The sequence below is a fragment of the Pseudomonas sp. GZD-209 genome, assembly GCF_049310485.1.
Taxonomy (GTDB): Bacteria; Pseudomonadota; Gammaproteobacteria; order Pseudomonadales; family Pseudomonadaceae; genus Aquipseudomonas; species Aquipseudomonas sichuanensis.
In genome coordinates this window covers 20307-37661 of the sequence record NZ_JBMOWQ010000105.1, presented here as the reverse complement: position 1 = coordinate 37661, position 17355 = coordinate 20307, and the positions used below count along the sequence as shown (strand labels likewise).

Annotated in this window: 14 protein-coding genes; 1 reads left to right on the top strand and 13 read right to left on the bottom strand. The window is 64.7% G+C overall.

The features are described from left to right. Positions 1-54 precede the first annotated feature (54 nt). The 4 genes from ACO6VM_RS13410 to secA all read right to left on the bottom strand — a co-directional run bounded on the left by ACO6VM_RS13410 (position 55) and on the right by secA (position 5865). On the bottom strand, positions 55-999 hold the full coding sequence (locus ACO6VM_RS13410) for a Nudix family hydrolase (RefSeq protein ID WP_401058669.1): 945 nt from the start codon (positions 997-999) through the stop codon (positions 55-57). Next, positions 996-1628, bottom strand: a complete 633-nt coding sequence (locus ACO6VM_RS13405; protein ID WP_401058668.1) for a glutathione S-transferase family protein — start codon at positions 1626-1628, stop codon at positions 996-998. The genes ACO6VM_RS13410 and ACO6VM_RS13405 overlap by 4 nt, the downstream gene beginning before the upstream one ends. A gap of 121 nt (positions 1629-1749) precedes the next feature. Next, on the bottom strand, positions 1750-2967 hold the full coding sequence (gene argJ / locus ACO6VM_RS13400) for a bifunctional glutamate N-acetyltransferase/amino-acid acetyltransferase ArgJ (protein ID WP_401058666.1): 1218 nt from the start codon (positions 2965-2967) through the stop codon (positions 1750-1752). 162 nt (positions 2968-3129) lie between these two features. After that, complete coding sequence (secA, locus tag ACO6VM_RS13395) at positions 3130-5865, bottom strand: preprotein translocase subunit SecA (protein ID WP_125857539.1); 2736 nt, start codon at positions 5863-5865, stop codon at positions 3130-3132. A gap of 340 nt (positions 5866-6205) precedes the next feature. On the opposite strand from secA, the gene ACO6VM_RS13390 reads away from it, so the two are divergent. Further along, positions 6206-6661, top strand: coding sequence for a DUF721 domain-containing protein (locus ACO6VM_RS13390; protein ID WP_422403411.1), 456 nt, complete (start codon positions 6206-6208; stop codon positions 6659-6661). A gap of 239 nt (positions 6662-6900) precedes the next feature. Here the strand turns inward: ACO6VM_RS13390 and lpxC are convergent, their stop codons facing one another. The 9 genes from lpxC to murD all read right to left on the bottom strand — a co-directional run bounded on the left by lpxC (position 6901) and on the right by murD (position 17351). Continuing rightward, complete coding sequence (gene lpxC, locus ACO6VM_RS13385; protein WP_110991614.1) at positions 6901-7812, bottom strand: UDP-3-O-acyl-N-acetylglucosamine deacetylase; 912 nt, start codon at positions 7810-7812, stop codon at positions 6901-6903. 114 nt (positions 7813-7926) lie between these two features. Then, on the bottom strand, positions 7927-9123 hold the full coding sequence (ftsZ, locus tag ACO6VM_RS13380) for a cell division protein FtsZ (RefSeq protein WP_110991615.1): 1197 nt from the start codon (positions 9121-9123) through the stop codon (positions 7927-7929). Positions 9124-9178: 55 nt separating this feature from the next. Beyond that, a complete protein-coding gene (gene ftsA / locus ACO6VM_RS13375; protein ID WP_110991616.1) occupies positions 9179-10441 on the bottom strand; it encodes a cell division protein FtsA in 1263 nt (420 codons plus the stop codon). A gap of 14 nt (positions 10442-10455) precedes the next feature. Next, entirely contained in the window at positions 10456-11325 is an 870-nt protein-coding gene (locus ACO6VM_RS13370) for a cell division protein FtsQ/DivIB (RefSeq protein WP_153788216.1), read from the bottom strand. Positions 11326-11330: 5 nt separating this feature from the next. Continuing rightward, positions 11331-12287 carry a D-alanine--D-alanine ligase gene (locus ACO6VM_RS13365; protein ID WP_401058662.1) on the bottom strand — a complete coding sequence of 319 codons (957 nt, stop codon included), beginning with the start codon at positions 12285-12287 and terminating at the stop codon, positions 11331-11333. Further along, positions 12284-13732: a UDP-N-acetylmuramate--L-alanine ligase gene (gene murC / locus ACO6VM_RS13360; RefSeq protein WP_422403410.1), complete on the bottom strand. Its 1449-nt coding sequence runs from the start codon at positions 13730-13732 to the stop codon at positions 12284-12286. The genes ACO6VM_RS13365 and murC overlap by 4 nt, the downstream gene beginning before the upstream one ends. After that, on the bottom strand, positions 13725-14804 hold the full coding sequence (murG, locus tag ACO6VM_RS13355) for an undecaprenyldiphospho-muramoylpentapeptide beta-N-acetylglucosaminyltransferase (RefSeq protein WP_153788221.1): 1080 nt from the start codon (positions 14802-14804) through the stop codon (positions 13725-13727). Before murG ends, murC begins: the two co-directional genes overlap by 8 nt. After that, positions 14794-16008 (bottom strand): putative lipid II flippase FtsW, encoded by a 1215-nt coding sequence (gene ftsW, locus ACO6VM_RS13350; RefSeq protein ID WP_401058659.1) that lies wholly within the window; start codon positions 16006-16008, stop codon positions 14794-14796. The genes murG and ftsW overlap by 11 nt, the downstream gene beginning before the upstream one ends. Continuing rightward, on the bottom strand, positions 16005-17351 hold the full coding sequence (gene murD, locus ACO6VM_RS13345; protein ID WP_401058657.1) for a UDP-N-acetylmuramoyl-L-alanine--D-glutamate ligase: 1347 nt from the start codon (positions 17349-17351) through the stop codon (positions 16005-16007). Before murD ends, ftsW begins: the two co-directional genes overlap by 4 nt. Positions 17352-17355: the final 4 nt, after the last annotated feature.

The window sequence follows — 17355 nt, the reverse complement described above, 5'->3', positions numbered from 1 at the left end:
GCCAGTTACACACTCTAGCGTGGGAGCGGGCTTGCCCCGCGATTGCCAGCGCACTCAGATCTCAGGCCAGAACGCCCGAATCCCGGCAACACCTTGTGCCCCGGCATCCCAGGCCTGCTCCCGCTCACCCGGCCCGACCCCACCCAACAGGAACACCGGGCGGCTCGTCGTGCCGATCAAGCGCCGCGCCTCATCCCAACCGAGCGGTGTGGCATCCGGATGCGTCTGGGTCGCCTGCACTGGCGACAGGGTGACGAAATCCACGCCCATCTGCTCGGCTAGCGCCAGTTCTTCGGCGCTGTGGCAGGACGCCGCCAGCCAGCGGTTCTCCGGGAACGGGCGGCCTTTGGCGGCGTACTTGCGCAGCTGCGCCGCCGTGAGGTGCCAACCGGCCGCCGGGAAGTCGCCCAGCCACTCCAACGGCCCCTTGAGCATCAGTTGGGCCTTGCCGGCGCACAGCCCGACCGCATCCACGGCAACGTCGCGGTACTTGGGGTCGTACATGTCCGGGGCGCGCAGCTGGATCAGCTTGATGCCATTGGCCACGGCCTTCTGGATGCCCTTGAGCAGCTCCGGCACCTCCAGCCCATCCGGCGTGATCAGGTACTGATCCGGCAGGCGCGCGGCGGCGACGATCGGCTTGTTGGCTTCAGGGAAGTCGTACTGGCCCAGGTCGCGTGGCGCCACCCAGGCCAACGGCTGGCCTTCCGCGCCATGGGGCTCGCCGGTGAAGGCATCCACCTCGCGCACATCCAGCAGCACCTGCTTGTCCGGGTAGTCGTGGCTGACCTTGATCAACGGCCGCGAACGGCTGACCTCGATACCCAGCTCTTCGCGCAGCTCACGGGCCAGCGCCGCCTCGACGCCCTCGCCCTCCTCCAGCTTGCCGCCGGGGAACTCCCACAGGCCGCCCTGGTGCTGGGTGTCGGCACGGCGGGCGATCAGGATGCGCCCGTCGGCGCCTCGGATGACGGCAGCAACCACATGAATCCGCTTCACCCTGCACGCTCCGCCAGGCCAGCCTGCTGCCAGGCCTGGAAGGCCGGCCACTGGTAAATGGTTTCGATGTAGGCCGCAGCTTCGGCGGGCACTGCAACGCGGTAGGTGCGCAGGCGCACGGCCACCGGGGCAAAGAAGGCATCGGCCAGGGTCGGCCGGCCGAACAGGAACGGGCCTTGGTCCTTGGCCACCAGACGGCACTCGGACCACAGGGCGACAATGCGGTCGATATCGACTTGCACGTCCAGCGGCACGTTCTCCAGCGCCTGGTCGCGGGACAGGTCGAACGGCATGGCACCGCGCAGGGCGAAGAAGCCGCTGTGCATCTGCGCGCAGGCCGAACGCGCCTGGGCGCGGGCGGCGACGTCTTCAGGCCAGAGCCTGGCGTCAGGATGCTGTTCGTTGAGGTATTCGGCGATGGCCAGGGAGTCGGCGATCACGCCGTGCTCGGTCTTGAGCAGCGGTACCTTGCCGGTGGCCGAGAACGCCAGCAGGCGTTGGCGGGTGTCGGGCTGGTTGAGTTTGACCAGGGTTTCTTGGTAGGGCGCGCCGGCCAGTTCGAGGGCCAGGGCGCCGCGCAGCGACCAGGAGGAATACAGCTTGTCGCCGATGATCAGGTGATAGCTCATGGGGCGGCTCCATGTTGCATGGCGGAGGGAGCATCGCGGGGCAAGCCCGCTCCCACGCTGTAGGCCTTTAGGCTTGTAGGCCTGCTAGCGTGGGAGCGGGCTTGCCCCGCGATGGGTCGGATCAGGTGCGGTATTCGGCGTTGATCTTCACGTACTCGTGGGACAGGTCGGTGGTCCAGATGGTTTCGCGGCACTGGCCACGGCCCAGCTCGATGCGGATGGTGATCTCTTCCTGGGCCATCACTGCAGAACCCTGCGCCTCGGTGTAGCTCGGGTTGCGACCGCCCTGGCTGGCGATGCAGACGTTGTCGAGGTAGACGTCGATCAGGCTGACATCCAGCTCTGGCACGCCGGCACGGCCTACCGCGGCGAGGATGCGGCCCCAGTTCGGGTCGGAGGCGAACAGCGCGGTCTTGATCAGCGGCGAGTGGGCCACGGCGTAGCCGACGTCCAGGCATTCCTGGTGGTTGCCGCCGCCGTTGACTTGCACGGTGACGAACTTGGTGGCGCCTTCGCCGTCACGCACGATGGCCTGGGCCACGTCCATGCACACTTCGAACACGGCCTTTTTCAGCGCCTCGAACAGCTCGCCGCGGGCTTCGGTCACTTCCGGCACGTCGGCCTTGCCGGTGGCGATCAGCATGCAGCAGTCGTTGGTCGAGGTGTCGCCGTCGATGGTGATGCGGTTGAACGACTTGTTGGCGCCGTCGAGCATCAGGTCTTTGAGCACCTGCGGTGCAACCTTGGCGTCGGTGGCGATGTAGCCGAGCATGGTGGCCATGTTCGGGCGGATCATGCCGGCGCCTTTGCTGATACCGGTGACGGTGATGGTCTTGCCGTCGAACTGGAACTGGCGGCTGGCACCCTTGGGCAGGGTGTCGGTGGTCATGATGCCGGTGGCGGCTTCGGCCCAGTGGTTCTCGGACAGGTTGTCGAGGGCTGCCTGCAACGCGCCTTCGATCTTCTCGACCGGCAGCGGCTCACCGATCACGCCGGTGGAGAACGGCAGTACCGACTCGGCAGGCACGCCGGTCAGTTCGGCCAGTTTGGCGCAGGTGCGCTCAGCGGCGGCCAGGCCTGGGGCGCCGGTGCCGGCGTTGGCATTGCCGGTGTTGGTCAGCAGGTAGCGCACGGTGCCCTGCACGCGCTGCTTGGAGAGGATCACCGGTGCGGCGCAGAACGCGTTGAGGGTGAACACGCCGGCAACGCTGGAGCCTTCGGCACAGCGCATCACCACCACATCCTTGCGCCCGGGGCGCTTGATGCCCGCCGAAGCGATGCCGAGTTCGAAACCGGGAACCGGGTGCAGGGTGGGCAAAGGACCAAGACCAACAGCCATTAGAGCGCTCCTAGAAAATACGTGGGGAATTGGGGCCGTTGTGCGGCCCTTTCGCGACACAAGGCCGCTCCTACAGGGTTGTTGCGATTCCTGTAGGAGCGGCCTTGTGTCGCGATGGGCTGCGACGCAGCCCCGGGATCTCAAGCCAATGGTGAGATCAGATCACTCGATCTGACCATGGCAGTGCTTGAATTTCTTGCCCGAACCACACCAGCACGGCTCGTTGCGGCCCAGCTTGAGGTCGTTACGCACAGGCGCGGCGGCCACGGCCACTTCGGCGCCTTCTTCAGCCAGTTGCTCGCTTTCCAGGCCAGGGGCGGCAGCGTGCTGGAACTGCATGCGGCTGGCCAGCTCCTCTGCTTCGCGGCGCAGGCGGGCTTCTTCTTCGACCGGGTCTTCGCGACGTACTTGAACGTGCGAAAGCACGCGGATGGTGTCGCGCTTGATCGAGTCCAGCAGTTCCTGGAACAGGGTGAACGACTCGCGCTTGTACTCCTGCTTCGGGTTCTTCTGCGCGTAACCACGCAGGTGAATGCCGTGACGCAGGTGGTCCATGGTCGACAGGTGGTCTTTCCACAGGTCGTCCAGTACGCGCAGCAGGATCTGCTTCTCGAAGGTACGCAGCGCGTCTTCGCCAGCCTGGTCCTCTTTCTCGTTGTAGGCGCTGGTGATCTCGGTGATCAGCTTCTCGCGCAGCGTTTCTTCGTAGAGGTGATCGTCCTCGTCGAGCCACTGCTGGATCGGCAGCTTGATGGCGAAATCGCTGGCCAGCGAAGCCTCGAGGCCGGCAACGTCCCACTGTTCAGGCAGCGACTGCGGCGGAATGTGCTGGCTGATGGTGGCATCGAGCACTTCCTGGCGGAACTCGGCGATGGTGTCGCCGATGTTTTCGGCGGCCAGCAGGCTGTTGCGCATGTGGTAGATCACCTTGCGCTGTTCGTTGGCCACGTCGTCGTATTCAAGCAGCTGCTTACGAATATCGAAGTTGCGGCCTTCGACCTTGCGCTGGGCTTTTTCAATGGCGTTGGTGACCATGCGGTGCTCGATGGCTTCACCGGACTGCATGCCCAAGGCCTTCATGAAGTTCTTCACCCGGTCAGAGGCGAAGATGCGCATCAGGCTGTCTTCCAGCGACAGGTAGAAGCGGCTGGAGCCGGCGTCACCCTGACGGCCGGCACGGCCACGCAGCTGGTTGTCGATACGGCGCGATTCGTGGCGTTCGGAGGCGATCACGTGCAGGCCACCGGCTTCCAGGACCTGCTGGTGACGCTTCTGCCAGTCGGCCTTGATCTTGGCGATCTGCTCGGCGCTCGGGTTGTCCAGGGCGGCGACTTCGGCCTCCCAGTTACCGCCGAGCAGAATGTCGGTACCACGGCCGGCCATGTTGGTGGCGATGGTCAGCGCACCCGGGGCACCGGCCTGGGCGATGATCTCGGCTTCTTTTTCGTGGTACTTGGCGTTCAGGACCTTGTGATCGATGCCTTCCTTCTTGAGCAGGTTGGACATGTGCTCGGAGGTTTCGATGGTCGCGGTACCGACCAGCACAGGGCGGCCCTGGGCCATGCTTTCCTTGATGTCGGCGATGATCGCGGCGTACTTCTCATCGGCGGTCAGGTACACCAGGTCGTTGAAGTCCTTACGGGCCAACGGCTTGTTCGGTGGGATGACCATCACGTTGAGGTTGTAGATCTGGGCGAACTCGAACGCTTCGGTGTCGGCGGTACCGGTCATGCCGGACAGCTTGGTGTAGAGGCGGAAGTAGTTCTGGAAGGTGGTGGAAGCCAGGGTCTGGCTTTCGGCCTGAATGTTCAGGTTTTCCTTCGCTTCGATGGCCTGGTGCAGGCCTTCGGACAGGCGACGGCCCGGCATGGTACGGCCGGTGTGCTCGTCGATCAGGAGGATCTGGCCTTCCTGGACGATGTACTCGACGTTGCGGTGGAACAGCTTGTGCGCGCGCAGGCCGGCGTAGACGTGGGTCAGCAGGCCCAGGTTATGCGCGGAGTACAGGCTCTCGCCCTCGGCCAGCAGGCCGGACTGGGTGAGCATGTCCTCGATGAACTGGTGGCCAGCCTCGTTGAGTTCGACCTGGCGGCTCTTCTCGTCGATGCTGTAGTGGCCCTCTTGGGTCACCTGGCCTTCGACTTCCTCGATGTGCTGGGTGAGGCGCGGGATCAGGCGGTTGATCTCGATGTACAGCTTGGAGCTGTCTTCGGCCTGACCGGAGATGATCAGCGGGGTACGCGCTTCGTCGATGAGGATGGAGTCGACTTCGTCGATCACGGCGAAGTTCAGCTCACGCTGGAACTTCTCGTCGACGCTGAACGCCATGTTGTCGCGCAGGTAGTCGAAGCCGAATTCGTTGTTGGTGCCGTAGGTGATGTCGGCGGCGTAGGCGGCGCGTTTTTCTTCCGGCGGCTGGAATGCCGAAACGATACCCACGGTCAGACCGAGGAATTCGTACAGCGGGCGCATCCAGTTGGCGTCACGGCGGGCCAGGTAGTCGTTGACCGTGACCACGTGCACGCCCTTGCCGGACAGCGCGTTGAGATACACGGCCAGGGTACCGACCAAGGTCTTGCCTTCACCGGTACGCATTTCTGCGATCATGCCTTCGTGCAGGGTCATACCGCCGATCAGCTGAACGTCGAAGTGACGCATGCCCATCACGCGCTTGCCGGCCTCACGGGCCACGGCGAAGGCTTCAGGCAACAGCTGGTCGAGGGTTTCGCCTTTGGCCAGGCGCTCTTTGAACTCTGCGGTCTTGCCCCGCAGCTGTTCGTCGGAGAGGGCCACCATCTTCTCTTCGAAGGCATTGACGGTGCTCACCGTCTTGAGCAGGCGTTTGATCTCGCGCTCGTTCTTGCTTCCAAAAAGTTTCTTTAACAAAGGCGCAAACATATCGGCAGGATCTTCCACACGTAGGGATGGAGGGCGGCCCCATGAGTCGCCCGTGCAGCCCAGAGGCCGCATGCGAACGAGCATTCTACCCGGAAACGATTGTGAGGAAAGTGGTGGATTTCCACGATACTGGCACAGCGTATGTATGGGGCCTGCCTAACATAAGGGCTTTTTCGCCAAGTTCAAGGCGGCGGAAGATGAAACGTATCGAGAATGACTTGCATCAATAAGTGACTGTCACTGCCTGATCGAACGCTATCGCGGGGCAAGCCCGCTCCCACGCGCCCCGCGATGAGGTCGCAACTGTTAGACTGCCGGTTTTGTAACCCCCTGCGTACTCATGGCCTACAAACCCTCCCCCGCCCGCCCGCCCGCCGACCTGCTGCGCAAGGCCCGGCCGCTGCGCCTGTTGCTCAACCAGGCCGAGCGCCTGGAGCATCTGCAGCGCCTGCTGGAAAGCCAGCTGCAACCGGCCGCCCGCGAGCATTGCCATGTGGCGTCGTGGAAAGAGGGCACCTTGTTGCTGGTGGTCACCGACGGCCACTGGGCCACCCGCCTGCGCTACCAGCAGAAGCGCCTGCAGCGTCAGCTGTTGGCGCTGGAAGCCTTTGCCAACCTGACGCGGATCCTGTTCAAGGTGCAGCCGCCGCTGGTGTCGGCCAAACGCGAGGGTCAGGGGCCGGAACTTTCGGAAACTGCCGCCGAAAGTATCCGCGGCTCAGCCGAAGGCATCAGCGACCCGAAGCTCAAGGCCGCACTGGAACGACTGGCCGCGCACGCCCAGAACAAAGACTGAACACGTCCGAACTGACTGCGGCCTGTGGGAGCGGTTTTACCCGGGAAGCATGCGCTACGGTGGATGGCACGGGCTTCGCCCGTGTTCGCGGGGCAAGCCCGCCCCCACAGGGATCGCGCTAGCTTTAGCAGTTGAGTAAGACAGTTGCCCCTACTACAGAAGCCGTACAGCGACTGAATGCGAAAATAAAAAAGGCCACCCGAAGGTGGCCTTGATCAACAACTAGAGAGTGTTCGAACTTACACAGCCGCAACAGGGCGCATGTACGAGATCGGTGCCGTGCTGGCATCTTCGAAGAACACCACTTCCCAGGCGTCAGTTTCAGCAATCAGCTTGCGCAGCAGCTGGTTGTTCAACGAGTGGCCAGACTTGTAGCCCTTGAACTCGCCGATCAGGCTGTTGCCCAGCAGGTAAAGGTCGCCGATGGCATCGAGGATCTTGTGCTTGACGAATTCGTCTTCGGAACGAAGGCCGTCTTCGTTGAGTACGCCGGTCTCATCGACCACGATGGCGTTCTCGACACTGCCGCCCAGCGCAAGGTTGTGCTTGCGCAGGTACTCGATGTCACGCATGAACCCGAAGGTCCGCGCGCGGCTGACTTCCTTCACGAACGAAGTGCTGGAGAAGTCTACAGACGCGCTTTGGGTCTGGCCCTTGAGGACCGGGTGATCGAAGTCGATCTCGAAGCTCACCTTGAACCCGTCGAACGGCAGGAAAGTGGCGCGCTTGTCGCCCTCTTCCACTGTCACTTCGCGCAGGATGCGAATGAACTTCTTCGGTGCGTCCTGTTCTTCCAGGCCGGCCGATTGGATCAGGAATACGAAAGGTCCGGCGCTGCCATCCATGATCGGCACTTCCGAGGCGGAGAGCTCGACGTAGGCGTTATCGATGCCCAGGCCCGCCATGGCGGAGAGCAGGTGCTCGACCGTATCGACTTTGACGTCACCGTTGACCAGCGTCGTAGACATGGTGGTCTCGCCGACGTTGGCCGCGCGCGCCGGGATTTCGACCACAGGGTCGAGGTCGGCGCGGCGGAAGACGATGCCGGTGTCGACAGGCGCAGGCTTGAGGGTCAGGTAGACCTTCTCCCCGGAGTGCAGGCCGACGCCCGTGGCACGGATGGTATTCTTCAGGGTGCGTTGTCTAATCATGGCATTGGCCGCTTCAGCGCAAATAATGCGAACAGGTATCAACAAAGGCTGGGGATGATAACAGACCCGGCCTTTGCTGAACACCAATCACCCTTATACCCCTGATAAATTCCATCAATCGGCCTGACGACGCAGGAACGCAGGGATATCCAGGTAGTCCAGATCGTCCTGTGGGTTGAGTTTAGCGGCCGCCGCGGCACCTGCATGGGCCTGGTTGCGCATCACCGTCGGGCGCTCCAGATCACGGTAGTTGACGGCTGGCTGCTCCTGGCGAACCGGGGCCGGGTTGGAGGACTCGTAAACCTGCTGAGCGGTCTGCAGGGTGTTGTCGACCACCTTGACCGGCTTCTCGATGCGCGCACCCAGGCCAGTAGCGACCACGGTCACGTGCAGTTCGTCGCGCATGTCCGGATCGATCACGGTACCCACCTTGACCATGGCGTGGTCGGAGGCGAAGGCTTCGATGATGCTACCCACGTCGGAGTACTCACCCAGCGACAGGTCGGGGCCTGCGGTGATGTTCACCAGGATGCCGCGGGCGCCCTGCAGGTTGACGTCTTCGAGCAACGGGTTGCGGATCGCCGCCTCGGTGGCTTCGCGGGCGCGGTTCGGGCCGCTGGCGCAACCGGTACCCATCATGGCCATGCCCATTTCGCTCATCACGGTGCGCACGTCGGCAAAGTCGACGTTGATCATGCCAGGGCGCTTGATGATGTCGGAGATACCGCGCACGGCGCCGGCCAGCACGTCGTCGGCCTTGGCGAAGGCGGACAGCAGGCTTGCATCCTTGCCCAGGATGGTCAGCAGCTTCTCGTTGGGGATGGTGATCAGCGAGTCGACGCTGTCAGCCAGCATGCGGATGCCTTCGTCGGCGATCTGCATGCGCTTGCGGCCTTCGAACGGGAACGGACGGGTCACCACTGCAACGGTGAGGATGCCCATTTCCTTGGCCACTTCGGCGATGATCGGCGCAGCACCGGTACCGGTACCACCACCCATGCCAGTGGTGATGAACACCATGTTGGTGCCCTGCAGCACTTCGGCGATACGCTCACGGTCTTCCAGCGCGGCCTGACGGCCGACTTCCGGATTGGCACCTGCGCCCAGGCCCTTGGTCACGCCGGTACCCAGTTGCAGAATGGTGCGCGCGCCGATGTTTTTAAGCGCCTGGGCATCCGTGTTGGCGCAGATGAACTCGACGCCTTCAATGTTGCTTTTGACCATGTGGTTAACGGCGTTGCCGCCGCCACCGCCCACACCGATCACCTTGATGACCGGGCTTTGCGGGACGTTGTCTACGAGCTCGAACATTTTCCCTCTCCTTACAGTTCTCTAGTTATTGCGCCTACCACTACTGCTTTGAAACTTAGAAGTTGCCCTGGACCCAACGCTTGAGTCGTTCAAGCACCGGGGCCTTCGGTTCATCGCCATAGCTGTTGTTGCTGCTGTTGCTGATGCCGGTCAGGGACAGGTCCTCGGACTGCTTCTGCAGCCCGTAGGTGAGCAGGCCCACGCCGGTGGAATAGATCGGGTTGCGCACCACGTCGCTCAGCCCCCGAACGCTGTGCGGTACGCCCAGGCGTACCGGCATGTGGAAGATTTCCTCGGCCAGTTCCACGGCGCCTTCCATTTTCGCGGTACCGCCGGTGAGGACGATGCCGGCCGGCACCAGGTCCTCGTAGCCGCTGCGGCGCAGCTCGGCCTGGATCAGGGTGAAGAGCTCGTCGTAACGGGGCTCGACGACCTCGGCCAGGGCCTGGCGCGACAGCTCGCGCGGTGGGCGGTCGCCCACGCTCGGCACCTTGATGGTCTCGCCGGCGCCAGCCAGTTTGGCCAGGGCGCAGGCGTAGCGGATCTTGATTTCCTCGGCGTACTGCGTAGGTGTGCGCAGGGCCATGGCAATGTCGTTGGTGACCTGGTCGCCGGCGATCGGGATCACCGCGGTGTGGCGGATCGCGCCTTCGGTGAAGATGGCGATGTCGGTGGTGCCACCGCCGATGTCCACCAGGCACACGCCCAGCTCTTTCTCGTCGTCGGTCAGCACCGAGTACGCCGAGGCCAGCTGCTCGAGGATGATGTCGTCGATCTCCAGGCCACAGCGGCGCACGCACTTCTCGATGTTCTGCGCGGCGTTGACCGCGCAGGTGACCACGTGGACCTTGGCCTCCAGACGCACGCCGGACATGCCCAGTGGCTCGCGCACGCCTTCCTGGTTGTCGATCACGTAGTCCTGCGGCAGGGTGTGCAACACGCGCTGGTCGGCCGGAATCGCCACGGCCTGGGCCGCGTCGAGTACGCGTTCAAGGTCGGCCGTGCTGACTTCGCGATCGCGGATGGCGACGATGCCGTGGGAGTTCAGGCTGCGGATGTGGTTGCCGGCAACCCCGACGAACGCCGAGTGAATGCGGCAACCGGCCATCAGCTGGGCCTCTTCCACGGCGCGCTGGATCGATTGCACGGTGGACTCGATGTTCACCACCACGCCCTTCTTCAGGCCGCGGGACGGGTGAGTACCGATACCGACGATTTCCAGGGTACCGTCTTCGCCGACTTCACCCACCAGCGCCACCACCTTGGAGGTGCCAATGTCCAGCCCGACGATCATTTTGCCGCTATGCGCGTTTGCCATGGTCCTGCCTCTCTCTAATTCTTCGCAACGGCGGGTTGGGCCGTCGTCGGTGCAATCGGTTCCCGCCAACCAACGGCCAGACCGTTGGCGTAACGCAGATCGATGCGGGCGATAGTGGTGATCTGGTCTTTAAGCGTTTTGTCGTAAATGGCAATGAAACGGCGCATTTTCTCCACCAGATGGTCGCGCCCCAACAGCAGTTCGATGCCTGGCCCGGCGCTGCCCGCGCCAGTGGTCAGGAACCAGCTGCCTCGCTCGCGCAGCTCCAGGCGAGCGATGGAAAAGCCCATGGGGCGCAGCATCTGGCTCAATACCTGATACTGCTGCATGACTTGTTGCTGAGCCCGCTGCGGCCCGAACAGCTGCGGCAGATGCTCGTAGTTGGCCAGCTCGCGCGGGGTGAAGGCCTGGCCCTGGTTGTTGAGCAGGGCCTCGTCACCCCAGCGCGCCACCGGCAACTGTTCTTCCAGGCGGATTACCACTTCGTCCGGCCAGACCCTGCGCACTTCGGCGTGGGCGATCCACGGCATCTGCTCCAGCTCGACGCGCATGGCCGTCAGGTCAACGGTGAAGAAGCTCGCCGCCACGTAGGGCGCGATACGCTGCTGCACCGCCTGCTGGCTGATGTAGCTGAGGTCGCCCTGCACGGCGATCTTGGTGATCGGCCGGTCGGCATACGGCATCAGGCGGATCGCGCCTTCATAGGCGCCAAAGCCTGCAGCCACCAGCAGCACCGGCCACAACAGGCGCTTGAGGCCGCCGAAGTTGGGACGGGGCAGGCGCGCCGATACGGGCTCGTCGGCCACCAGTCGGCTGGCACCACGCGGCACCGGCTTGCTGCGGCCGGGGACGGGTTGCTGCTGACGTATCATCGCGCCTTGCATGGCTGTTAACCTCGCGTCGCTACGCTGTCGGCCAGGATCGCCAGCACCAGTTGCTGGAAGTCCAGGCCGGCCGCGCGGGCCGCCATGGGCACCAGGCTATGATCGGTCATGCCAGGTGCGGTGTTGACTTCGAGCAGCCAGAACCGGCCCTGCTCGTCCTGCATCACGTCCAGCCGGCCCCAGCCTTCGATGCCGATGGCATCGCAGGCACGCGCGGTCAGGTCGATCAGCTCTTGTTCCTTGACGCTGTCCAGGCCGCACGGGATGCGGTACTGGGTGTCATTGGCGATGTACTTGGCGTCGTAGTCGTAGAACACATGCGGGGTGCCCAGCGCGATCGGCGGCAGCACCTGGCCACGCAGCACGGCGATGGTGAACTCCGGGCCGTGAATCCATTGCTCGACCAGTACTTGCGAATCGTATTTGGCGGCGTCTTGCCAGGCGGCGATCAGTTCCTGCTCGCTGTTCACCTTGGCCATGCCAATGCTCGAACCTTCATGGGCAGGTTTGACGATCAGCGGGAAGCCCAGTTCCGTACTGGCGGCAACACAATCCTGCTCACTGGCCAGCACGGCGTGGCGCGGGGTTGGAATGCCCAGGCTCTGCCACACCTGCTTGGTGCGCAGCTTGTCCATGGCCAGGGCCGACGCGAGGATGCCGCTGCCGGTGTAGGGGATGCCCAGGCACTCGAGCAGGCCTTGCATGCTGCCGTCTTCACCGCCACGGCCGTGGAGGATGATGAAGGCGCGGTCGATCTTCTCGTTCTGCAGGCGCGCCAGCAGGTCATCGCCCACGTCGATGCCGACCACGTCGACACCGGCGCTGGTCAGCGCCTCGATCACCGCGGCGCCGGACTTGAGCGACACCTCGCGCTCGGCGCTCTTGCCGCCGTACAGCACGGCGACGCGGCCGAAGGCTTTGACGTCGAGGGTGGAATGCAGCGTGTCGTAGGCGCTGGTCATTTCGACTTCTCCTGCTTGGCGCCAGCGAACAGCGGGCTTTTCATCAGTTGCGGGGCCAGGCCACCGACATCACCGGCACCCTGGCACAGCAGGATGTCGCCGGCGCGCAGCAGCGGCTGCACCAGCGGCGCCAGCTCGACGCCACGTTCGATGTAGATCGGGTCGAGCTTGCCGCGCTGGCGGATGCTGTGGCACAGCTGGCGGCTGTCGGCGCCCGGGATCGGCTCTTCGCCGGCCGGGTAGACCTCCATCAGCAGCAGCACGTTGGCGTCGCCCAGCACCTGCACGAAGTCGTCGTACAGGTCGCGGGTACGGCTGTAGCGGTGCGGCTGGTAGACAATCACCAGGCGGCGGCTCGGCCAGCCGCCGCGCACGGCCTTGATCACCGCGGCAACTTCGGTCGGGTGGTGGCCGTAGTCGTCGACCAGCATCACGCTGCCGCCTTCGACCGGCAGCTCGCCGTACACCTGGAAGCGTCGGCCGACGCCCTGGAAGCCGGACAGGCCCTGGACGATGGCCTCGTCGCTGATGCCTTCGTCAGTGGCGATGGCGATGGTGGCCAGGGCATTGAGCACGTTGTGGTTGCCCGGCATGTTCACCGACACCTCGAGCGGCTCGCAGTCGCGGCGCAGCACGGTGAAGTGGGTCTGCATGCCCTGCTGGCGCACGTTGATGGCGCGGATGTCGGCCTCTTCGCTGAAGCCGTAGGTGACCGTCGGGCGCTTGACCTGCGGCAGGATCTCGCGCACCACCGGGTCGTCCAGGCACATCACGGCCAGGCCGTAGAACGGCAGGTTGTGCAGAAACTCGACGAAGGTCTTCTTCAGCTTGTTGAAGTCGCCTTCGTAGGTCGCCATGTGGTCGGCGTCGATGTTGGTGACCACGGCGACCATCGGCTGCAGGTGCAGGAAGCTGGCATCGCTTTCGTCGGCTTCGGCGATCAGGTAGCGGCTGGTGCCCAGCTGCGCATTGGTGCCGGCGGCGGTCAGCCGACCACCGATGACGAAGGTCGGGTCCAGGCCACCGGCGGCGAACACAGAGGCCAGCAGGCTGGTGGTGGTGGTCTTGCCGTGGGTGCCGGCCACGGCGATACCGTGGCGATAGCGCATCAGCTCGGCGAGCATCTCGGCACGCGGCACCACCGGGATGCGGCGTTCGAGCGCGGTGGCGACTTCCGGGTTGGCCGGGTTGATCGCGCTGGACACCACCAGCACATCGGCGCTGGCGGCGTTCTCGGCGCGGTGGCCGACGAAGATCTCGGCGCCGAACGATTCCAGGCGTTCGGTGACCGGCGAGGTCTTGAGGTCGGAACCGGACACTTCATAGCCCAGGTTCAGCAGCACTTCGGCGATACCGCACATGCCCACGCCGCCGATACCGACGAAGTGGATACGGCGGATACGGCCCATCTTGGGCTGCGGCATGGCTTTCTGGCTTTCAACCATGGGCCACCTCCAGGCAGATATCGACCACGGTGCTGGTTGCGGCAGGTTTGGCCAGGCGACGCGCGGTGCCGGCCATGGTGTTGAGTTTCTCGGGTTGCATCAGCACCTCGTTCAGGCGTTCAGCGAGCTGCGCTGCGCCAGTTGTCGCTTGCGGCATCAGGAAGGCAGCGCCTTCACGAGCCAGATAATGGGCGTTGTGGGTCTGGTGGTCGTCGATGGCGTGGGGCAAGGGCACCAGCATCGAAGGCAGTCCTGCCGCCGCGAGTTCGCTGACGGTCAGGGCACCGGCCCGGCAGACCACCATGTCGGCCCAGCCATAGGCGTGGGCCATGTCCTTGATGAACGGTTCTACCTGCGCCTCGACCCCCGCCTCCTGATAACGCTCGGCGGTGATCGGCGCATGGTGCTTGCCGGCCTGGTGGAACACCTCGGGCCGCAGGTTCGCGGGCACCTCGGACAGGGCCTTAGGCAACAATTTGTTCAATGGTTCCGCACCCAGGCTGCCGCCCATGACCAACAGGCGCGCGCGGCGGTCGGCCAAGGGCGCGCGCTGCGCATCCATGAACAGCTCGGCACGCACCGGATTGCCGGTGGTGCGCAGCTTGTCGCTGGCGGCGAAGGTGCCCGGGAACGCCTCGCACACCCGCGCCGACAAGGGCACGAGCAGACGGTTGGCGGTACCGGCGCGGGCGTTCTGTTCGTGGATCACCAGGGGCACGCCGCACAGCCGCGCGGCCACACCGCCAGGGCCGGTCACGTAGCCGCCGAAGCCGATCACGCAGACCGGTTTGAGCTCACGGACGATACGCCGTGCCTGCAGCACGGCCTTGACCAGGGTGAACGGCGCCTTGAGCAGCGACAGCTTGCCTTTGCCGCGCAGGCCGCTGACCTGGATCAGGTGCAGGGGCAAGCCGGCCTGTGGCACCAGCTCGTTCTCGATGCCGCGCGGGGTGCCCAGCCAGTGCACGCTGTAGCCCCGGGCCTGGAACTCGCGGGCACAGGCCAATGCCGGGAACACATGGCCGCCGGTACCGCCGGCCATGATCAATACGTTCTTGCCGTCAGCGGCCATGATTGGTCTCCTCGGCAAAGTCGTGTTCGTTGAACTCGTGTTCCTCGCTGCCCAGGTGCGTTCGGCTCTCCCACTCGATGCGTAACAACAACCCTACGCAGGCGCAGCAGATCACCAGCGAGCTGCCCCCATAGCTGAGGAACGGCAGCGTCAGGCCCTTGGTCGGCAGCAGGCCGACGTTCACGCCGATGTTGATCAGGAACTGGCCGATCCACAGGAAGGCCAGGCCGAACGCCATGTAGGCGGCGAAGAACTGCTTGGCCTTCTCGGCCCACAGGCCGATGTACAGGGCGCGCACCGTGACGAAGACGAACAGCGCCACGGTCAGCAGCGAGCCGACCACGCCCAGCTCTTCAGCCAGCACCGAGAACACGAAGTCGGTGTGCGCTTCGGGCAGGTAGAACTGCTTCTGCACGCTGTTGCCCAGGCCCACGCCCAGCCACTCGCCGCGGCCGAAGGCGATCAGCGCCTGGGTCAGCTGGTAGCCGGAGCCGAACTGGTCGGACCACGGGTCGGTAAAGGTGATCAGGCGCGCCATCCGGTACGGCTGGGCCTGGACCAGCACCACCACCGACACCACCGCCAGCACCACCATCAGCGAGAAGCGGAACAGCCCCACCCCGCCCAGGAACAACATGGCCGCAGCGGCGCCCATCATCACCACGGTGGCGCCGAAGTCCGGCTCCATCAGCAGCAGGACGGCCATCGGCAGCAGCACGATGAACGGCTTGAAGAAGCCCATCCAGGTTTCGCGCACTTCGGTCTGCCGGCGCACCAGGTAGCCGGCCAGGTAGATGACCACGAAGACCTTGGCGATCTCGGACGGCTGGACGTTGAAGAAGCTGAAGCCGATCCAGCGCATCGAACCGTTCACTTCGCGGCCGATACCGGGCACCAGCACCATCACCAGCAGGCCGAAGGCGCCGATCAGCATCATGAAGCCCATGCGCTGCCAGGTGGCGATCGGCACCATCATGGTCATCAACCCGGCGCCCAGGCCGAGGACCACGTACACCAGGTGGCGGAACATGTGATAGAGCGGGTTGCCCGACTGCACCGCGGCCACTTCCGAGGACGCCGAGGTGATCATCACCAGGCCCAGGCCGAGCAGCGCCAGGCAGCCGGCCAGCAGCGGGAAGTCGAGGTCGATGCCACGGCCGCTGATCAGCGGCGACGGGTACGGTTTGAGGATGCCGAAGATCATGCCAGCCCCTCCGCCGCCTGGGCGAACAGGCGCCCGCGTTCTTCGAAGTTCTTGAACATGTCGAGGCTGGCGCAGGCCGGCGACAGCAGCACGGCATCGCCGGGCTGGGCCAGCTCGGCGCAGCGCTGCACCGCTTCATCGAGGGTTTTCACCCGCACCTGCAGCACGTCATCGCCAAGGGTTTGCGCCAAGCGCTCGGCATCGCGGCCCAGCAGCACCACCGCGCGGCAATGTTGCGCCACCGGCGCGCGCAGGGCGGCGAAGTCAGCACCCTTGCCGTCACCGCCGGCAATCAGTACCAGCTTGCCTTCGATATCGGCCCCCAGGCCTTCAATGGCAGCCAGTGCAGCACCGACGTTGGTGGCCTTTGAATCGTCGTACCAGTTCACGCCGTTGCGCTCGCGGATCCACTGGCAGCGATGGGCCAGGCCCTTGAACTCGCGCAGGGCTTCGAGCATGGGTGCGAACGGCAGCCCGGCGGCATGGCCGAGGGCCAGGGCCGCCAGGGCGTTGCTCTGGTTGTGGGCACCGCGAATCTTCAGCTCGCGCACCGGCATGAGCGTCTGGAATTCGAAGGCCAGGTATTTTTCGCCGTCGACTTCGCGCAGGCCAAAGGCCTTGAAGTCCGGCGTATTGAGGCCGAAGGTCCAGCACGGCAGGCCTTCCACCGGCAATGGGCGGCTCAGCGCGTCCTGGCGGTTCACCACCACCTGCCGGGCGCCGCGGAAGATACGGTGCTTGGCCAGGTGGTAGGCCGGCAGGCCGCTGTAGCGGTCCATGTGGTCTTCGCTGATGTTCAGCACCGTGGCCACTTCGGCATTGAGCTGGTCGGTGGTTTCCAGCTGGAAGCTCGACAGCTCCATCACGTAGAGCTCCACGCTGTCATCGAGCAGGTCCAGCGCCGGCGTGCCGAGGTTGCCGCCGACCGCCACACGTTTGCCCGCCTTGGCGGCCATTTCACCGACCAGGGTGGTGACCGTGCTCTTGGCGTTGGAACCACTGATGGCCACGATCGGCGCCTTGGCGTAACGGGCGAACAGCTCGATGTCACCGGACAGCGTCACGCCTCGTGCCGCTGCCTGCTGCAACGCTGGGGTCGCCAGGGCCAGGCCGGGGCTCACGTACAGCGTGCTGGCGCGGCACAGGAAATCCACATCCAGCTCGCCACAGCGCACTTCCACCTGCGGGTAATCACGGCGCAGGGTTTCCAGTTCCGGCGGTTGCTCGCGGGTGTCGGCGACCGCAAAGGCAATGCCCCGGCTCGCCAGGAAGCGAACCAGGGACATGCCGCTCTTGCCGAGGCCGACAACGATGCGGAATTGGTCGGAAGCGATCAGTGACACGCTC

Excerpts from the sequence above, each read along its gene's own strand:
- murG (WP_153788221.1), bottom strand. The coding sequence starts at position 14,804 with ATGGCCGCTGACGGCAAGAACGTATTGATCATGGCCGGCGGTACCGGC.
- ftsA (WP_110991616.1), bottom strand. The coding sequence starts at position 10,441 with ATGGCAAACGCGCATAGCGGCAAAATGATCGTCGGGCTGGACATTGGC.
- lpxC (WP_110991614.1), bottom strand. The coding sequence starts at position 7,812 with ATGATTAGACAACGCACCCTGAAGAATACCATCCGTGCCACGGGCGTC.
- secA (WP_125857539.1), bottom strand. The coding sequence starts at position 5,865 with ATGTTTGCGCCTTTGTTAAAGAAACTTTTTGGAAGCAAGAACGAGCGC.
- ACO6VM_RS13370 (WP_153788216.1), bottom strand. The coding sequence starts at position 11,325 with ATGCAAGGCGCGATGATACGTCAGCAGCAACCCGTCCCCGGCCGCAGC.
- ftsW (WP_401058659.1), bottom strand. The coding sequence starts at position 16,008 with ATGATCTTCGGCATCCTCAAACCGTACCCGTCGCCGCTGATCAGCGGC.
- ACO6VM_RS13390 (WP_422403411.1), top strand. The coding sequence starts at position 6,206 with ATGGCCTACAAACCCTCCCCCGCCCGCCCGCCCGCCGACCTGCTGCGC.
- ftsZ (WP_110991615.1), bottom strand. The coding sequence starts at position 9,123 with ATGTTCGAGCTCGTAGACAACGTCCCGCAAAGCCCGGTCATCAAGGTG.
- ACO6VM_RS13365 (WP_401058662.1), bottom strand. The coding sequence starts at position 12,287 with ATGACCAGCGCCTACGACACGCTGCATTCCACCCTCGACGTCAAAGCC.
- ACO6VM_RS13405 (WP_401058668.1), bottom strand. The coding sequence starts at position 1,628 with ATGAGCTATCACCTGATCATCGGCGACAAGCTGTATTCCTCCTGGTCG.
- argJ (WP_401058666.1), bottom strand. The coding sequence starts at position 2,967 with ATGGCTGTTGGTCTTGGTCCTTTGCCCACCCTGCACCCGGTTCCCGGT.
- murC (WP_422403410.1), bottom strand. The coding sequence starts at position 13,732 with ATGGTTGAAAGCCAGAAAGCCATGCCGCAGCCCAAGATGGGCCGTATC.